Origin of the sequence: Novosphingobium sp. 9 (genome assembly GCF_025340265.1) — a bacterium.
Classification (GTDB): Bacteria; Pseudomonadota; Alphaproteobacteria; order Sphingomonadales; family Sphingomonadaceae; genus Novosphingobium.
The window spans coordinates 2,482,303-2,498,990 of the sequence record NZ_CP022707.1; the positions used below are offsets into that span (position 1 = coordinate 2,482,303).

The following is a 16,688-nucleotide window of genomic DNA, read 5'->3' on the forward strand; positions in this document are numbered from 1 at the left end:
TCAGGCGGCGACCCGCTGGCCTTCGCTGCCTTCGAACCATTCGATCAGCATGGTGAGCATGTGGCGCATGGTGCGTTCCTGCTCGGCAAGGCGTGCTTCCAGCTTCTCGGTGTGTACCTTGGCTGCCGCCAACTGGGCTTCAAGCGCGGCCACGGCCTGCGCATTGCCTGCCGCTGCGTCGGCCTCGCGCTGCTGCGCGGCGGAGGCGAGATCGGCCACCGCGTGATGCAGTTCCTCGATCTGCGAATCGCGCTGCGCCAAGGCGTTCTCGATCAACGCAATCGCCGCAGCCTGATCGAGGCCCTGTATGACGGGCGCGGCCTGATACGGGGCGGGTGCAGCTTCCGGCATCGCGGCCAGAGGGGCCGCCAGCGGCGCGACTTGCTCTGCCACCGGCGTCACCAGCGAGCGGGTGCCATCGGCATCGAGTTCGGCCATGACCTGATCGAGCATCGTCGTCTCGATCCGGTTGCGACGCTCGACCGCACCCAGCAGCAACAGGCGGTTGACCACCTGATTGATCCGGCGCGGGATGCCCCCGGTCGCCTCGTGCAGCGCGGGATAGATATCCGGGTCGATGTCCGGGTTGCCCTGCCAGCCGACGCGCGAAAGACGGTGTTCGATATAGCCGCGCACTTCGCCGGGCTGCATCGCGCCCAGATGATGCGTGGCGATCACGCGCTGGCGAAGCTGCTCCAGATGCGGGCTTTCCAGCAGGGTGTGGCGGAACTCGGGCTGGCCCAGCAGCAGCGTCTGCAGCAGCGGGTGTGAGCCGAGCTGGAAGTTCGAGAGCATGCGCAGCTCCTCGATCGCCGTGACCGAGAGGTTCTGCGCTTCGTCCACGATCAGCAGGCAGCGACGGCCCGCGCGGGCCTCTGCATGGAGGAAGGCCTCCACCGCGCCCAGCGCCGAAGCCTTGTCATGCCCTGCCACCCGCAGCCCGAAGGCCTGCGCGGCGACATGGACGATCTCTTCGCCGTCCAGTGCGCTGGTGACGATGTGCCCCACCGTCAGCCGCGCCGGATCGATGGTGTCCATCAGATAGGCGACGAGCGTGGACTTGCCCGCGCCGACCTCGCCGGTGATGACCACGAAACCTTCGCCTTGCGCAAGACCGTAGCCGAGATAGGACAGCGCCTTGCGGTGCGTCTGGCTCTCGAAGAAGAAGGCAGGATCAGGCGTCAGCTGGAAGGGCCGGCCATTGAGCCTGTAGAAGTCATCGAACATACGTCGTCCCTCCTCGGGCCTTAGAAACTGTAGCGCACGCCCACCAGGGCGGACGCGGACCAGATATCGTCGATGGAGGGATCCTTGCGGGTGATCCCGTCCAGTGAAAGCGCTGCCGTGGCGCGCAGGCGCTCGGTCAGCAGGCGGTAGTAGGCGGCGGTGATGCCGTAGCCGGTCGAGTCCGAATCGATCGCGTCCGTGCTCGTCAGCCAGTTGACATAGGCCGTGGCAGACCAGCCCGCATTCGTGCCGAGTTGGCCATTCACATAGGCGTTGATCCACGTATTCTCGTCGATCACGCCATCCGCCGACGCCAGAATCGTGCCCTGAGCAGCGATGTAGTTGCGGCGATCATACCCTGCCGCGAGCCCCGCGCCCAGCCTGCCGAAGCGCCAGCCGTAGCTTGCCATGATACCACGATCGCGGAACGTGGAAGAGCGCACCGATCCCAGCACCCCGGAAAGGCAGGTGCCGCCGTCGACCGAGGACACGCAGCCTTGCAATTCGCCCGTAACCGGATCGCGAATGACGGTGAAATCATCCGGCAGGCTGTCCAGCGTGCGATCAAGCTGGCCACCGAACCCGGCGACGTTGTCGTAGACCGAGATGTTCAGCGAACTGCGATCATTGGGCGCATAGGCGAACATCCCACCGAAGCTGGTGCTGCCATAGCGACGCCCGATATGCGCGCTGGCGGAGGTCCGCGGACTGGGCCGCCACATCACGCCGACATCCCAGGTCAGGCCGGTCACATCGTAGGACAGCACGCGCGGGCTGGACTTGTCGGTAACGTAGCGTCCGTGGCTGTCGATTTCGGGATTGCCGTTAGCGTCGTAGACGGCATCGCGGTTGCCCATCGTCACGTCTTCGTAGCCGAGCGAACCGGTCATCTGCACCGTGCGGCTGACCGGGACGGTCACGATGCCGCGCACCTGGATATCACGCACACGCTGGTCGAGGTTGGAGATGTTCTCCTGGTAGAACGTGCCGCCGACACCCAGCCCGACAGGCGCAATGGTGCCCGGTGCAAAGCCCGCCTCCAGATCGGCCATCTGCGTCCGGCTCTTGTCGAACACATCGACCAGAGGGCTGTCCGCGCTGGCGCGATAGGCATTGCTCTGCCCGACCTTGGTATAGCCGATGCGATAGTTGGCGGAGAGATCGAGATCGCCGATCCGCGAGGTATAGGAAGGCCCCGCATAGACCGAATAGATATCGGTATTGCCAAGGCTGTCGGCGATACCGCTGGAAATTGCGGTGCCGCCCGTCACGCTCGCACGGGTGGCGAGACCGCCCGCCTCCAGCGTCAGTCCGCGGGCCAGCGTGGTGTATCCACGCACAAGGCCGCTCACCGCATCACCATCGGAGGCGTTCTTGCTCCAGCCGAAGTGGTGCTCGTACCGCACCGACGCCGCCAGACCGTTTCTGCGACCCGTGATGCTGGCATCGGCACCGACAGCGGCCTGCGTATAGGTCAGCACGTCATCGACGGGTGCGAACTGTGCGTTCACGATCTGGTCGATCTCAATGTAGGGCGTGATCTGGACCTTGCGTCCCTTGTCATCCGCCGCACGGGCCGCGCGCTTTTCGCTGCGTGTCGCGCCCACGTCCGCCGGCTCGCCACCCGGCCCGGACGATGTGCCGACCGAATCGTAGCCCATTGTCTGCGCACCGGCAGCCTGCGGCAAAGCAAGCGCCGCCACGCCTGCCAGCGCGAGCATCTTCGCCGTATATGTCCCCCCGTTCGCGCGCATCATCCGGTGTACCCGTAATAGGTGCCGAACTTGCGCCCGCTGGGGCTGAACTGCGCGGCGTTGAGCAGCAACTGGATGTTCGGGCAGGCCGACAGCAGCGAGATCGCGTCTTCCAACGCGCCCTGCCCCGTGCTGTCGGCGCGCACGACGATCATCGTCTGGCCGACATACTTCGCCAGTTCCGGCGCGGTCGAGGCGGCGAGAACGGGCGAGGAATCGAAGATCACGATGCGGTGCGGCGCATGCTCGGTCAGCCGGTCCAGCACGCGTGCCGTGCGCGAGGAGGAGATATATTCGCTGTCGTGGCTGCTGGCGTCGCCTGCGGGCAGCACCCAGAGCCCCGGAATATCGGTGCCCAGCACGAAGTCGGCAACGTCCGCATCCTCGTTCATCACCGCGTCCATCAGGCCGGGACCACCGGGCAGACCCAGCGCCGAGAGGATCGAGGGCTTGGCGAAATCGGCATCGACCAGCAGCACTTCGCTCTCGGTTTCCGCGGCGATCGACAGCGCGAGGTTGAGCGAGCAGTAGGTCTTGCCCTCGCCCGGATGCGGCGAGCAGACCAGCACGCGCTGCGCCGCGCCGCCTGCCTTCTGGCGGCGCAGATCGGCGGCGTGGACAAGCAACTGGCGCTTGACGATGCGGAACTCCTCCAGAAGCGCAGTCACGGCGCCTTCCGGTACGATCAGCCCCTGTTCGCGAAGTTTCTCGCGGTCGACCGGATGGCGCACTTCCGAGAAATGCGGCGGAGTATTGAAGGCAATTCCCGCATCCTCCGCGACCGGCGAAATCTCGCCTAGAGCGGGAGCGGGAGCGGGAGTGGCTTCGACCGGCGTCGCCTGAACGGGCTCCGCCACAGGTTCTGCGGGCACCTTGGCAACAGGCGCAGGCGGCACCGCGACCGGGCGCGTCAGATAGCTGTTGAGGTCGAAATGACCGGCCACCCGCTCGATCAGCGATTCGCCTTCGGCCTTGGGCCCTTCGTGGTCTTCGGACATCGGGATCCTGCTGTGCTCGTTCATCGCTTCGCTCACGCCACCATGCCGCGCTGGATGAATTCCACCGCCAGCAGCACGAAGCACAGTCCGCCCAGTGCGACTGTCGCCCCATAGAAGTACTTCAAACGACGGTTGCGCTGCAAACGTGCCGTTTCGGTGAGATTACGCGAGATCGCCCCCAGCACCGGCAGGCCCGTGGAACGCTCCAGCGCCGCCGTGGTCGAATAGACCGAACGCAGACGGCTGAGAATGAAGGCACCCGCGCAGCCACCGCCCAGCCCCGCGATCAGCACGCCGATAAGCAGGATCGGACGATTGGGCGCAACCGGCGTGCGCGGCGTCGTCGGCGGATCGACCACCTCGAACTTCACGGCTTCGCGCTCGGTCTTCACCTCACCGCGCAGACGCAGTTCCTCGCGATCCTGCAGCAGCTTGTCGTACTGGTCGCGAAGGACGTCATAGTCACGGCTGATGCGCTGTGCCTCGGAGGCGAGTTCCGGGTCCTGGATCGACGAGGCCTGAAGCTGCGCCACTTCGGACTGCACACCGGCACGGCGCGAGATCAGCGCTTGCACGGTCGCCTCGCGGTCTGCGCGCATCGATTCGAGCGAGGCATAGGCCGGGTTGGGCACACCACCGCCGCCCGATGCCTTTTCGGCAGCCGCAGGCCCGCGCAGGGCCGCGATCTGGTTCTTCGCCGCGATCACGTCAGGGTGGCTGTCGGTCAGCCCGCGCGCCTTCATCGAGGACAGGTTCGCCTCCGCCTGCGCCAGCGCGCCGGACGCACTGCCCACGCTGCCGCCCGGAAGCGTGCGCGGCGTGCTGGCAAGCTGGCCGGTGATGGCCGCCAGCGCGCTCTGTGCAGCCGTCAGATCGGCGTCGATATCGCGCTGGTTCGAGCGGGCGTTTTCGAGGTTCTGCACGACGGCGGCGCCGCCTTGTACCATCTCGGGATGCGCGGCCTCGAACGCGGTACGCTTCGATTCCGCAGCTTCCAGTTCCTTTTCGCGCTGATCCAGCTGGCGGTTCACGAACTCCAGCGTCTCGACCATGTCACCGCGATTGCCCGCGAGGTTCTCTTCGCGGAAAATGTCGATCATCTTCTGCGCGATGTCCTGCGCCAGCTGCGCGTTCTCGGCATCCGAATACGAGCTGTAGCTGGCCGTCGCGGTGATCTGGAACAGGTTGTCCTGCTGCGCCACGACCGAGACGTTGTTGGCGAGCGTCAGCACCGCCGATTCCATCTGCTTGGGGCTGGTGATCGTATCGCCAAGGCGCGTTGCACGCACCACTTTCTCAAGGTTCTTGGCGCTGGTCAGCGTCTGGCGGATGCGGTCGATATCGCGCTTCTTGTCGGCAACACCGATGCCCACCTGCTCGGCCAGTGCGTCATCCAGCTGGATGAAAATCCGCGCCTGCGACTGATAGCTGTTGGGCACCATCGCCACGGCCAGCCAGCCGAGCAGACAGATCGCCCAGGCCAGCGCCAGCGCAATCCAGCGCCGCGTCCACACGCTGTGCAATGCGCTGAGGATCTGTTCCTGAAGAGCGTTCATCGCCTACCCCTGACCCGCGCCCAGCTCAGAACATGCTCTCGGGGATGATGATCACATCGCCCGGCTGAAGCATGACGTTGGCCTTGCTGTCACCCTTCTTGAGCAGATCGCTGAGGCGCAGCGCATATTCCTTCTGCTTGCCGCTGGTCTTGTCGAACCGGATCAGCCGCGCGCGATTGCCCGCTGCGTATTCCGACAGGCCGCCCACCGCGATCATCGCGTCGAGCACGGTCATGTTCGCGCGGTAGGGAATGGAGGCGGGCTTTTCGGTAGCCCCGACAACGCGAATCTGCTGGCTGAACGTGCCCGAGAAGCTGTCCACGATCACCGAGACCAGCGGATCCTCGATATATTGCGACAGTTGCAGACGGATATCCTCGGCCAGCATCGCCGGAGTCTTGCCGACGGCAGGCATGTCGCTGATCAGCGGCGTGGTGATGCGGCCGTCAGGGCGAACCTGCACTTTCGCGCTCAATTCGGGGTTGCGCCAGACGAAAATCGTCAGGTTGTCGAGCGGCCCGATGCGGTATTCCTCGCCCGGCCCTTCCTGCATCGCCACGAAGGAGGCAGGCGGAAGCTGCGGCGCCTTGGCCGTCGTCGCACACCCGGTCAGCGCCGTGCTGGCAAGCGCGCTGGCGGCAAGGATGGAGGCAAAACGGTTGCGCGGCATGCAGGACTTCCCTCAGCGTCATCGTTAATCACAAGCGTCAGAAAGCCGCCCATGCGATGACAAGTTCCCCCTGAATATCAGGGAAAAGGGTGAACATTGCGTTAGTCTTGAAGCGAGATTCGAGCAGCAGTCCCGAAACGGGACTGCGATCAGACACGGATCAGACCAGCATCTCCACGGCAGCGCCCTGCCCCAGGAAAGCGGCAGGGCTGGCGCTTGCCCCATAGGCGCCAGCGCAGAAAACCACCGCCAGATCATCCACATCCGCGCGCGGAAAACCGCCCTTGTCGGCCAGCTTGTCCAAGGGCGTACACAGGCATCCGACGATGCTCGCCTCTTCCTCGACCTCGGCGCCGAAGCGTGTCGCGATCGCGCTGGGATAATTGCGCCGCACCACCGTTCCGAAGTTGCCCGAGGCAGCTAACTGGTGATGGAGCCCCCCATCAGTGATGAGGAAAACTTCGCCGTGGCTGACCTTGCGATCGATGATTCGCGTCAGATAGACCCCGCCTCGCCCACCAGATGGCGGCCCAGTTCGATGCAGAACTGGGTATCGCGAAGCACATCGGGCAGCGCCGCGAAGGCCTCACCCAACCGCTCGCCAACCAGCACCGTGTCGAGCGGCGCGTCGCCGGGGAAATAGGGAATGCCGAAACCGCCACCCAGATTGCAGTGCGGCAGGTCGACGCCTGCTTCTTCGACCAGCGCAGCGGCGAGCTCGAGCGTCTGCAACTGCGTGGCGGCAATCGCCTCGGCATCGAGCGCCTGACTGCCTGCAAAGATGTGAAAGCCACGCCACTCGGCGCCACTATCGACGATCAGGCGCGCGAGTGCGGGCACCCGCTCGGCATCGATGCCGAAGGGCTTGGCGCCGCCGCCCATCTTCATGCCCGAACCCTTGAGATCGAACGATGGATTGACCCGGATCGCCAGACGCGGCGCGATGCCCAGCCGCTCACCGATCATCAGCGCACGACGCGCCTCAGCCTCCGATTCGAGGTTCAGCGTCACGCCGGCGGAAATTGCCGCCTCCAGTTCCTCGTCGCGCTTGCCGGGACCGGCGAAGCTGACGCGGCGCAGATCGATCCCCGCTCCCGTGACGATGGAAAGCTCTCCGCCCGAGGCGATGTCGAACCCGTCGACCAGCCCGTCCATCATCGCCAGCAAGGGCGTGAAAGGGTTGGCCTTCACCGCATAATGCAGTGCCAGCCGCTCCGGCATGGCGGCACGTAGCTGCGCGATCCGGCTGCGGACGAGATCGGCGGAATAGAGGAACAGCGGCGTGCGCCCGGCCTCCCGAACCCAGTCGGTTACCGGGCGCCCGGCGACAGCCAGTACCCCATCGATCGCCTCATATCCCGCAGGGATCGGCCCCAGCGCCTTCATGCCGAAATCTCCTGAAACAGACCGGTTCGGTCAATCTTGCCATTGGGGCCGATCGGCATCGCCGCGCGCCAGTGAAGTACCCTTGGCTGCATGAAATTGGGCAGATCACGCGCAAGCCGTTTGGGCAGTTCAGCCTCGGCATGCTCCGTCGCAACGCCCGGAGCAGCCCGAACCACCAGATGCACCGCATGGCCGAGCCTCGCATCGGGGATGCCCAGCGCCACCGCTTCGGCGACCAGCCCGGTGGCGAGCGCCGCATCTTCCACCTCCTGCGGGCTGATGCGGTTGCCCGCACTCTTGATCATCGCATCGCGTCGCCCGACGAAATAGAGCAGACCGTCCGCATCGCGCCGCACCCGGTCGCCCGACCACACCGCCATCCCGCCATAGCGCGATGCCATCGGTGCCGGTTTGAAACGTTCGGCAGTGCGCTCCGCATCCTGCCAGTAACCATGCGCGACCAGCGGGCCGGAATGGACGAGCTCGCCTTCCACATTGTCCGCCGCGACCTGCCCTGCATCGTCGATCACGAGGATCTCGGCATGGGGGATTTCCTTGCCCATCGACGTCGGGTGTGTGTCGATCAGGGCGGGATCGAGATAGGTCGAGCGGAACGCCTCGGTCAGCCCGTACATCGCGAAAAGTCGCGCCTGGGGAAACAGCGAGCGCATGCGCTTCACCAGATCGACCGTCAGCGCGCCGCCGGTGTTCGTGAGCCGCCGCAGCTTTGCCGCTATCGCCTCCGGCCAGTCCACCTCGCACAACTGCACCCAGAGCGGCGGCACCGCACCCAGCGAGGTGATGCCGTGGCGGTCCACCGCCTTCATCACATCGCGCGGCACCAGATAGTCGAGCGGCACCACGCAGGCGCCCGCATACCATGTGGAGAGCAACTGGTTCTGACCGTAATCGAACGAGAGCGGCATCACCCCCAGCACGCGATCCTGCGGCGTGACGCCAAGGTATCCCGCCACGCTTTCCGCGCCCAGCCACATGTTGGCATGGCTGAGCATCACGCCCTTGGGTCGCCCGGTCGATCCGCTGGTGTAGAGGATCGCGGCCAGATCGTCAGGGTTCGCACTGGACGACGGCAGGGCAAGGTCTGCCTCACCTGCCGCCTCCAGCGCCTCCTGCTCGGCCATCAGGCGGCAGACGGACGGCACATCGCCCGGCTCCAGCCCGGCAAGACGCGCGGGCGTACCGATCAGCAGCAATGCGCCCGAATCGGCAAGAATATGCGCCACTTGCGCGCGCTTGAGCAGCGGGTTGATGGGGACATGGACAAGCCCTGCCCGCGCGGCGGCGAGCGGCATCAGGCACGTCAGTTCGCCTTTCGCCGCCCATGTCGCCACTCTCGCGCCCTTTTCGGGCACCTCGCGCGCCAGCCACCCGGCCAGACGAGCGACACGCGTTCTTAAGGCCTTGTAGGTTAGAGGCCCTTCGCGCAGCACGAGAGCTTCGGCGTCGTCCTCGCCGCGCAGGGCCAGATGGTCGAGCGGCAAGGCAGAGGCGGTTTCGGGCGCTGGCATGGCTTGACGCGGGGCTCCGCAAGAGGTGGATAGGATCACGTGACGGGCATCGAATACCATCGCGATCTTAAGGAAGTCCAATCGGATGCACAGCTTGGCGGCGTGCTCGATGCGGCGGCATGCGCGCCCTTCGACAGGATCGCATGGTTTGCAGGGCTCGAAGCGCATTGCGGCCTGCGCCCGCTACTGGTCGTGGCGCGCGATGAAGATGGCCTTGCCGCGCTGCCGCTGACCGATGCCCTGCCCCACCCGCAGGCGCTCGCCAACTGGTACACCTTCCGCTTTCGCCCGCTGCTGGCAGGCCCTTCGCCCGAACGCCTGCTGACGCGGATCGCCCGCGATCTGGCCCGAAAGGCCCATCGCGTCATCCTGTCCGGTATCCCCGGAGAGGACGGCTCGGCCGCCCTCATCGCAACCGCGTTCCGTGAAGCAGGCTGGCACGTCCGCAGTGAGCCTTGCGACGTCAATCACGTGCTCGCCCTCGATGGCCGCGATTATGCCGCCTATCTTGCCGCCCGCCCCGGCCAGCTCCGCACCACGCTCAAGCGCAAGAGCGGCAAGGTCGAGACCCGCGTCCTCACCCATTTCGACGCCGTGCTATGGACCGCTTACGAAGACATCTACGCCGAAAGCTGGAAGCCTGCGGAAGGCTCGCCCGCCTTCCTGCGCGCGTTCGCCGAGGCCGAGGGCGCCGCAGGAAGGCTTCGCTTCGGCATCGCCTTCGTCGAGGGCGAACCCGTTGCCGCGCAGATGTGGACGGTGGAAGGCGGCACGGCCTTCATCCACAAGCTCGCCCATCGCGAAAGCGCCAAGGCGACGTCTCCCGGCTCGGTGCTGAGCGCCGCCCTGTTCCGCCATGTCATCGACGAAGATCGCGTCACCGACATCGACTTCGGCACCGGCGACAATCCCTACAAGCGCGACTGGATGGAGACGGTGCGCCCGCGCTATCGCCTCGACATGCTGCGCCCCGGCCATCCCGCCAACTGGCCCGTCATGGCACGGCGTTTCGCGGGCGACGCCGCGCACAGCCTTGCCCGCGCCGCAAAGCGCAGGTAGAGCGCGTGCCCAATCCTTTGCGGGAAACTCTCCCATGATAACAGATACCGAGAGGGCCATGACCGACGATACCGACCTGCGCCTGCGAGGCATCCTGACCGATGTTCTCGGGCTCAAGCAGGGCCAGGCCGACAGCTTCACCGACGACAGCGGACTGTTCGGCGAATTGCCGGAACTCGATTCCATGGCCGTGGCCGGGCTGCTGACCGAACTGGAAGACCGCTTCGACATCATCATCGAGGATGACGAGATCGACGGCGAGATGCTCGAAACCTTCGGCGCGCTCAAGGCGTTCGTCGCCGACAAGCGACAAGCGGGATAACGGCATGGTGACGCCGACGAGTTGGCCCTGTCCACTGCCCGCCGGCGGCACTTTCCATGAATACGCTCTCGCTTTCGATCGTGACCGCGCGCACCGCCTGCTGATCGCCCCCGCGCTGCTCGACGAAGGCAACAAGCTGCGCCGCTTCACGGTGGAACTGATGCGCCGCCTCGATCTGGAGGGCGTCGACAGCTTCCTGCCCGACTATCCCGGCAGCAACGAAAGCCTTCAGGCGCTTTCCATTCAGGACCCGACCGACTGGATCGACGCGATGCGCGCGGCGGCGGTTCACTTCGGCGCCACCCATGCGCTGGGCCTGCGCGGCGGCTGCCTGTTCACGCCCGATACGCTGCCATGCCTGCACTACGCACCGCTCAAGGCAGCCTCGATCCTGCGCCAGTTGCTGCGGGCACGAATGCTCGCTTCTCGCGAGAATGGCGCTGAGGAAACGCGCGAAGGTCTGGCGGCGCAAGCCGAGGCGAACGGGATTGTGCTGGCAGGCTATAGCCTTGGCGCTGACTTCTATCACCATTTCGAGCCGATGATCCCGTCCGAACAGGCCGAGATCATCACGCAGGAGGCGTTGGGCGGCCCCGGACTCTGGCTTCGGGCGGAGCCGGGTGAGGATGCGTCGCAGTCGGCGGCTCTCGCGCGACTGATCACGGCGAGCCTCGCTCCATGATCCGCGCGCATTCCAGTTTCCTGTGCGAAGGCGACCGGCTCGTCTGCACGCTCGACGGCGATGCCCGCGCCACCCGTGGCCTGCTGATCGTCAGCGGCGGCAACGAGACCCGTGCCGGGGCCTGGAACGGGCAGGCGCTCATGGCCGAACGGATCGCCGGCGAGGGCTTTGCCGTGCTGCGCTTCGACCGTCGCGGCGTGGCTGACAGCGAAGGGGCTAACGGCGGATTTCGCGCCAGCGGACCTGACATCGCCGCCGCTCTCGCCGCTTTCCGCGAGCTGTGTCCCGGCCTGAACCGCGTGGTCGCACTGGGCAACTGCGACGCGGCCAGCGCCCTGATGCTGACCGGTGGCGCAGGGTTTGACGCGCTCGTGCTGTCCAACCCGTGGACTTTCGAGGACGACGCGGCAGACGACGTGCCCGCCGAACAGGTGCGCGCACATTATCGCAAGCGTCTTGCCGATCCTGCCGCCTTGCGGCGTCTGCTGACCAACAAGGTCTCGCTGATCCAGCTGTTCCGCAGCCTCAAAAGCGCCGTGCGCCCTGCCCCGCCACCGCCCGTTTCAGGTCTTCTGGAGACGATGCGTCAAGGGCTCGGCTCCTTCGAAGGTAAGGTGTTGTTCCCCGTTGCGGGGCGGGACCGCACCGGCGGGGCTTTCCTGTCGCGGTGGGACAAGGACGATCCGCGTATCCGCATCCACCCGGAGGCGACGCACAGCTTCGTGGAACCCGGCGCGCTCGACTGGTACGGCGCGCAGGTTCTGGAAGCCCTGCGCGCCTGATATTTTAGCGTTTCTGTCGGCCTCAGGCCTGTTCGGTCTCGGTGATCCCGGCGAAATCGCGTTCGGCAAGATAACGCTCGGCATCCAATGCCGCCATGCAGCCGCTTCCCGCCGCCGTGATCGCCTGACGATAGGTGTGGTCGGACACGTCGCCTGCCGCGTAGACGCCGGGAATATCGGTCTTCGGCGTACCGGGCTGGACCAGCAGGTAGCCGGTCTCGTCCATCGCCAGCTTGCCCTTGAACAGTTCCGTCGCGGGCGCATGGCCGATGGCGACGAAGGCACCGTCCGTGGCGATCTCACTCTTTTCGCCGGTCTCGGTATCGGTCAGCGCAACGGCGCGCAGTTCTCCGCGATCATCGCCGAGGAACTCGTCCACCTTCTTGTTCCACACCACCGTGATCTTGGGGTTGGCCAGCAGACGGTCCTGCAGGATCTTTTCCGCGCGCAGGCTGTCACGGCGGTGGATCAGCGTCACATCGTCCGAGTGGTTGGTGAGGTAAAGCGCTTCCTCGACCGCGGTGTTGCCGCCGCCGATCACCACGACCTTGCGACCGCGATAGAAGAAGCCGTCGCAGGTGGCGCAGGCCGAAACGCCTTTGCCCGAGAGCGCCTGCTCGCCGGGCACGCCCAGCCAGCGCGCCTGCGCACCGGTGGCAATGACCAGCGTATCGCCTTCGTAGGTGTCGCCACTGTCACCGGTCGCCACGAAGACAGGGCCGGAAAGATCGACCGAGGTGATCGTGTCCCACATCATGCGCGTGCCGACATGCTCGGCCTGTGCCTGCATCTCCTGCATCAGCCACGGGCCCTGGATCACCTCACGGAAGCCGGGGTAGTTCTCGACGTCGGTGGTGATGGTCAGCTGGCCGCCGGGCTGGAGCCCCTGCACCACGATGGGCTCCATACCGGCGCGCGCGCCGTAGATCGCGGCGGAGAGGCCCGCCGGGCCGGAGCCAATGATAAGCATGCGGGTCTTGTGCGTGGTCGCCACCTTGATACCTCCGGGCGTGAAATCTCAGGCCCGCGAGATAGGAGCAAGGAGGCGGAATTGCCAAGCATTCAGGCTGCGATGATTTGCTTCATCCCCAAAAACCCGCGCTATGGGCAATAGCCTCATCCGAGAGCCCGCAGCCGGTCAGCTCAGCAGGAACCAGGCAAGACCCGCCCAGCACAGGCCGCAGAAGCCGAGCGCGACGACCAGTCCGCGTGCATCGCGCTCGTCGTTGTCCTCTCGCGGAACCGCGGCAAACGCGGGATAGAGCGGGCCTGCCGAGTTGCGCAGCAGTTCTTCACTGCTGATGATCCGGCCCGATGACCTGTCGATGGCATCCCGTGCAATCATGATCCTGCATCCCATTCAAAAGTGCCACGAAAGCCCCGTTTTACGGGTGTCTTTCCACCAAAAGCGGCAGTTTCGCCGCGAACCCGAACCGGATCTGCCGTCGCCCTTCTGGTGTTGCGAGCAGCATCCCCGGTGACATCGGTTTTACCACTCCGGAACGCGTTTCTCCATCGAATTTGCAATCGAATACATAGCGTTACAGCGCACGTTTCACGGGGTCGAATTACACAAATCACACAGCGCTGCGGGAAACTATTAACCAAAATCGCAGTGCAGCGCAGCATCGGTACGAATGGCCTGCTTTCGCCGCAATTCAAAGGATTGTATCTTGCATGCGCAAGTTTGCATCTGCACAGCAGTCAGAAAATTGCCTCAAATGCGCCGCATCGCAAAATTCGTGCAGATGCAAAAGCCGCCGAAAAAATTTTGGTGCCGACCAGGCACCTGACCGTTGTTTTACAACGCGAATCAGCACGATTCGCACCCGCTGCAGGCTCAGGGATTCGCGTCACTTGCAGGAGAGAAAGCGACCATCTACCCTGCCCCAATGCCAACAGACCCGCATCTCAAGATCAAGATCCAGCTCCTATGCGGCGACGAGATCGCCATGGGGCCGGGCAAGGCGGATCTGCTCGACGCCATTCGCGCACAAGGCTCCATATCGGCTGCCGGTCGCGCCATGGACATGAGCTATCGCCGCGCCTGGCTGCTGGTCGACGCGATGAATCGCTGCTGGAGCGAGCCGCTGGTCCGCGCCTATCCGGGGCGCGCACGCGGCAGCGGTGCCGAGGTCACGCCGGCGGGGGAACGCGTGTTAAAAGCCTATCGCCAGATGCAGAAGACCGCGCAAGCCTCGTGCGCCTCGCGCGAGGGAACGGCCCTTGCCGGAGAACTGCGTGCGAGCCCGCTCGAAAAGGCCCCCAACCGCAGCGATGCAGCCAAGGAGGAGGCGTCGCATAGCTGAACGACGCAGTTCATCCCGTGCAGCTTGCCATATCCCGAAAAATACCGGATGGCCGCAAGGTTACACCCAGTTGCACGCTTCTACCGTGGCCCTCCCAAACACTCCCACGCGAGGAAATCTCATGCCCCAGCCCTTCCTGAAACGCCGCGAAACCCTTGGCGCGATGGCTCTTGCCTGCACGGCGCTCTGGATCGGCGGCACGTCAGCACTTGCCCGACCGGCTCAGACGGCGCCTGTCGTCCTTGCCGCTGCCAGCCTTCAGGAATCGATGAACGCCGCAGCCGATGCCTGGAGCGCCAAGGGCCATCCCCGTCCGCGCATATCCTTCGCAGGCTCATCCGCCCTCGCCCGGCAGGTCGAATCCGGCGCGCCTGCTGACCTGTTCGTCTCGGCTGACGAGAAGTGGATGAACGAACTCCAGTCCCGCAACCTGCTGGCGCCGGGCACGCGCTCCTCGTTCCTGCGCAACACGCTGGTCCTGATCGCGCCGACGAACAGCCGCATCCGCCTGACCATCCGCCCCGGCTTCCCGCTCGCGCAGACGCTCGGCAATGGCCGTCTCGCCGTGGCGGACACCAATGCCGTGCCCGCCGGGCTCTATGCCAAGGAAGCGCTCGGCAAGCTGGGCGTGTGGCCCTCGGTGCAGGGCAAGCTCGCCCCCGGCGACAGCGTGCGCGCCGCGCTGCGCATGGTCTCCAGCGGTGCCGCACCGCTGGGCATTGTCTACGCGACGGACGCCAAGGCCGATCCCGGGGTCAAGGTGATCGCCACCTTCCCCGCCGCCTCGCACACGCCGATCACCTATCCTGTCGCCCGCCTGAAAGCCTCGCAGAACCCCGAAGGCGAAGGCTTCCGCCGCTTCCTTCTGTCCGGGCAGGGCCGCGCGATCTTCGCCCGCTTCGGCTTCGGCACGCACTGAGGCCCTAGCTTGGCCCTGCTCTCGCCCGAGGAATGGCAGGTCGTCGCCCTGTCGCTGAAAGTCAGCGGCGTGGCGATGGTCTGCGCCCTGCCGGTGGCGTTCGGCCTGGCCTGGCTGCTGGCCCGCACGCATTTTCCGGGGCGCATACTGGTCGACGCGCTGGTGCATCTGCCGCTGGTGCTGCCGCCGGTCGTCACCGGGTGGCTGCTGCTGCTGGTCTTCGCCCCCAATGCCCCGCTCGGCGGCTTTCTCCAGAATGCGCTCGGCATCACGCTGCTGTTCCGCTGGACGGGGGCAGCGCTGGCCGCCGCCGTCATGGCGCTGCCGCTGATGGTGCGCGCCATGCGCCTCTCGCTGGAGGCGGTCGACCGACGACTGGAAAGCGCCGCGCGCACGCTGGGCGCCGGGCGCTGGCGGACATTCTTCACGATCACCCTGCCGCTCGCCTCCCCCGGCGTGCTGGCGGGGCTGGTGCTGGGCTTCGCGCGCTCGGTGGGAGAGTTCGGCGCGACGATCACCTTCGCCTCGAACATTCCGGGCGAAACGCAGACGCTGCCGCTTGCCATCTACAGCGCCTTGCAGGTGCCGGGACAGGAGTGGCAGGTCGCGCGCCTTGCCATGCTGTCCGTGCTGCTCTCGGTCGGCGCGCTGGTGCTCTCCGAAGTGCTGGCACGACGCAACGGTTTAGGAAGCGCTGGGGGGGCAGGCCTTGCCGGGCGAGACCAGCATGGCCTTTGATATCGCCCTCACCATCAGGCGCGGCAACCGGGTGCTCGACTACCGGATCGAGGCGGCAAGCGGCCTGACCGCGCTGTTCGGCGCATCGGGCGCGGGCAAGACCAGCCTGCTCGACGCCGTCGCCGGGCTCGTGCGCCCCACCTCGGGTCACATCAGCGTCGCGGGCACGCGCCTGTTCGATGCCGAGCGCAGGATCGACCTTCCCCCAGAGCAGCGCCGCTGCGGCTATGTCTTTCAGGACCTGCGGCTGTTCCCGCACAAGAGCGTGCGCGACAACCTGCTGTTCGGCTTCCACCGCCGCCCTGCCGACGAGCGCTGGATGACACTGGACGAGGCCTGCGCTTTCCTCGGCATCGCCCACCTGCTCGACCGCCGACCGCGCACGCTCTCGGGCGGAGAGGCCCAGCGCGTCGCCATCGGCAGAGCCTTGCTCTCGGCCCCCCGCTTCCTGCTGTTCGACGAGCCCCTCGCCTCGGTCGATGCCGAGCGCCGCGAAGACGTGATGCGCGTGATCGAACGCCTGCGCGACGATCTGAAGCTGCCGATCCTCTACGTCAGCCACGACCGCGCCGAAGTGGAAAGGCTGGCCGATCGCATCGTGGCGGTGTGAGTGTGATGGAAACCGATGGGCTATGTCAGAAAGCGCCCAAATAGGTCGTTCCACAGCCATAGGCGCGCACTCCAAACCGGCCATCGCGGGAAACACCCGTTTGTCCTCACCCACTGCCATTCTTCCAAAAAGGATCGTTGAGTTGGA

16 protein-coding genes and 1 pseudogene are annotated in these 16,688 nt (G+C 65.8%); 8 read left to right on the plus strand and 9 right to left on the minus strand.

Annotated elements, in window-relative coordinates; all coding sequences use genetic code 11:
- The 7 genes and pseudogenes from CI805_RS12160 to CI805_RS12190 all read right to left on the minus strand — a co-directional run bounded on the left by CI805_RS12160 (window position 1) and on the right by CI805_RS12190 (window position 9,120).
- The gene (locus CI805_RS12160; RefSeq protein WP_260923652.1) at window positions 1–1,227 is read right to left on the minus strand and encodes an XrtA/PEP-CTERM system-associated ATPase; all 1,227 of its coding nucleotides are present in this window, start codon (window positions 1,225–1,227) and stop codon (window positions 1–3) included.
- A 20-nt stretch (window positions 1,228–1,247) separates the two neighbouring features.
- On the minus strand, window positions 1,248–2,984 hold the full coding sequence (locus tag CI805_RS12165; protein WP_260923654.1) for a preprotein translocase subunit YajC: 1,737 nt from the start codon (window positions 2,982–2,984) through the stop codon (window positions 1,248–1,250).
- Window positions 2,981–4,003 carry a capsular biosynthesis protein gene (locus CI805_RS12170; RefSeq protein WP_260927963.1) on the minus strand — a complete coding sequence of 341 codons (1,023 nt, stop codon included), beginning with the start codon at window positions 4,001–4,003 and terminating at the stop codon, window positions 2,981–2,983. The genes CI805_RS12165 and CI805_RS12170 overlap by 4 nt, the downstream gene beginning before the upstream one ends.
- An 8-nt stretch (window positions 4,004–4,011) precedes the next feature.
- The gene (locus tag CI805_RS12175; RefSeq protein WP_260923655.1) at window positions 4,012–5,535 is read right to left on the minus strand and encodes an XrtA system polysaccharide chain length determinant; all 1,524 of its coding nucleotides are present in this window, start codon (window positions 5,533–5,535) and stop codon (window positions 4,012–4,014) included.
- 25 nt (window positions 5,536–5,560) lie between these two features.
- Entirely contained in the window at window positions 5,561–6,205 is a 645-nt protein-coding gene (locus CI805_RS12180) for an XrtA/PEP-CTERM system exopolysaccharide export protein (protein WP_260923656.1), read from the minus strand.
- A 160-nt stretch (window positions 6,206–6,365) separates the two neighbouring features.
- Window positions 6,366–7,591: pseudogene (locus tag CI805_RS12185) on the minus strand (pyridoxal-dependent decarboxylase, exosortase A system-associated).
- On the minus strand, window positions 7,588–9,120 hold the full coding sequence (locus tag CI805_RS12190) for an acyl-CoA ligase (AMP-forming), exosortase A system-associated (RefSeq protein WP_260923658.1): 1,533 nt from the start codon (window positions 9,118–9,120) through the stop codon (window positions 7,588–7,590). Before CI805_RS12190 ends, CI805_RS12185 begins: the two are co-directional and overlap by 4 nt.
- A gap of 39 nt (window positions 9,121–9,159) precedes the next feature.
- Between CI805_RS12190 and CI805_RS12195 the strand changes: the two genes are divergently transcribed.
- Genes CI805_RS12195 through CI805_RS12210 form a run of 4 tightly spaced genes read left to right on the plus strand, consistent with a single transcriptional unit; the run spans window position 9,160 to window position 11,965 of the window.
- Entirely contained in the window at window positions 9,160–10,179 is a 1,020-nt protein-coding gene (locus tag CI805_RS12195) for a GNAT family N-acetyltransferase (RefSeq protein ID WP_260923659.1), read from the plus strand.
- Window positions 10,180–10,237: 58 nt separating this feature from the next.
- Entirely contained in the window at window positions 10,238–10,501 is a 264-nt protein-coding gene (locus CI805_RS12200) for a phosphopantetheine-binding protein (RefSeq protein WP_260927964.1), read from the plus strand.
- Window positions 10,502–10,505: 4 nt separating this feature from the next.
- Window positions 10,506–11,183, plus strand: a complete 678-nt coding sequence (locus tag CI805_RS12205; RefSeq protein ID WP_313958497.1) for a hypothetical protein — start codon at window positions 10,506–10,508, stop codon at window positions 11,181–11,183.
- Window positions 11,180–11,965, plus strand: a complete 786-nt coding sequence (locus tag CI805_RS12210) for a hydrolase 1, exosortase A system-associated (protein ID WP_260923661.1) — start codon at window positions 11,180–11,182, stop codon at window positions 11,963–11,965. The genes CI805_RS12205 and CI805_RS12210 overlap by 4 nt, the downstream gene beginning before the upstream one ends.
- Before the next feature lie 22 nt (window positions 11,966–11,987).
- Here the strand turns inward: CI805_RS12210 and trxB are convergent, their stop codons facing one another.
- Entirely contained in the window at window positions 11,988–12,959 is a 972-nt protein-coding gene (gene trxB, locus CI805_RS12215) for a thioredoxin-disulfide reductase (protein ID WP_260923663.1), read from the minus strand.
- Between the two features lie 144 nt (window positions 12,960–13,103).
- Entirely contained in the window at window positions 13,104–13,310 is a 207-nt protein-coding gene (locus tag CI805_RS12220; RefSeq protein ID WP_260923664.1) for a hypothetical protein, read from the minus strand.
- Between the two features lie 547 nt (window positions 13,311–13,857).
- On the opposite strand from CI805_RS12220, the gene CI805_RS12225 reads away from it, so the two are divergent.
- From CI805_RS12225 to CI805_RS12240, 4 genes are all read left to right on the plus strand, one after another.
- Window positions 13,858–14,274, plus strand: coding sequence for a winged helix-turn-helix domain-containing protein (locus CI805_RS12225; RefSeq protein WP_260923665.1), 417 nt, complete (start codon window positions 13,858–13,860; stop codon window positions 14,272–14,274).
- 121 nt (window positions 14,275–14,395) lie between these two features.
- Entirely contained in the window at window positions 14,396–15,193 is a 798-nt protein-coding gene (gene modA / locus CI805_RS12230; protein WP_260923666.1) for a molybdate ABC transporter substrate-binding protein, read from the plus strand.
- Window positions 15,194–15,202: 9 nt separating this feature from the next.
- Window positions 15,203–15,931, plus strand: coding sequence for a molybdate ABC transporter permease subunit (gene modB, locus CI805_RS12235; protein ID WP_260923667.1), 729 nt, complete (start codon window positions 15,203–15,205; stop codon window positions 15,929–15,931).
- On the plus strand, window positions 15,921–16,541 hold the full coding sequence (locus CI805_RS12240) for an ATP-binding cassette domain-containing protein (RefSeq protein ID WP_260923668.1): 621 nt from the start codon (window positions 15,921–15,923) through the stop codon (window positions 16,539–16,541). Before modB ends, CI805_RS12240 begins: the two co-directional genes overlap by 11 nt.
- The last annotated feature ends 147 nt before the right edge of the window (window positions 16,542–16,688 follow it).

Bases quoted from the DNA above. Each gene is read 5' to 3' on its own strand.
- CI805_RS12240 (WP_260923668.1), top strand. From the start codon at position 15,921: ATGGCCTTTGATATCGCCCTCACCATCAGGCGCGGCAACCGGGTGCTC.
- modA (WP_260923666.1), top strand. From the start codon at position 14,396: ATGCCCCAGCCCTTCCTGAAACGCCGCGAAACCCTTGGCGCGATGGCT.
- CI805_RS12180 (WP_260923656.1), bottom strand. From the start codon at position 6,205: ATGCCGCGCAACCGTTTTGCCTCCATCCTTGCCGCCAGCGCGCTTGCC.
- CI805_RS12210 (WP_260923661.1), top strand. From the start codon at position 11,180: ATGATCCGCGCGCATTCCAGTTTCCTGTGCGAAGGCGACCGGCTCGTC.
- CI805_RS12170 (WP_260927963.1), bottom strand. From the start codon at position 4,003: ATGAACGAGCACAGCAGGATCCCGATGTCCGAAGACCACGAAGGGCCC.
- CI805_RS12225 (WP_260923665.1), top strand. From the start codon at position 13,858: ATGCCAACAGACCCGCATCTCAAGATCAAGATCCAGCTCCTATGCGGC.
- CI805_RS12160 (WP_260923652.1), bottom strand. From the start codon at position 1,227: ATGTTCGATGACTTCTACAGGCTCAATGGCCGGCCCTTCCAGCTGACG.
- CI805_RS12175 (WP_260923655.1), bottom strand. From the start codon at position 5,535: ATGAACGCTCTTCAGGAACAGATCCTCAGCGCATTGCACAGCGTGTGG.
- CI805_RS12190 (WP_260923658.1), bottom strand. From the start codon at position 9,120: ATGCCAGCGCCCGAAACCGCCTCTGCCTTGCCGCTCGACCATCTGGCC.
- CI805_RS12200 (WP_260927964.1), top strand. From the start codon at position 10,238: ATGACCGACGATACCGACCTGCGCCTGCGAGGCATCCTGACCGATGTT.
- CI805_RS12205 (WP_313958497.1), top strand. From the start codon at position 10,506: ATGGTGACGCCGACGAGTTGGCCCTGTCCACTGCCCGCCGGCGGCACT.
- CI805_RS12165 (WP_260923654.1), bottom strand. From the start codon at position 2,984: ATGATGCGCGCGAACGGGGGGACATATACGGCGAAGATGCTCGCGCTG.
- CI805_RS12220 (WP_260923664.1), bottom strand. From the start codon at position 13,310: ATGATTGCACGGGATGCCATCGACAGGTCATCGGGCCGGATCATCAGC.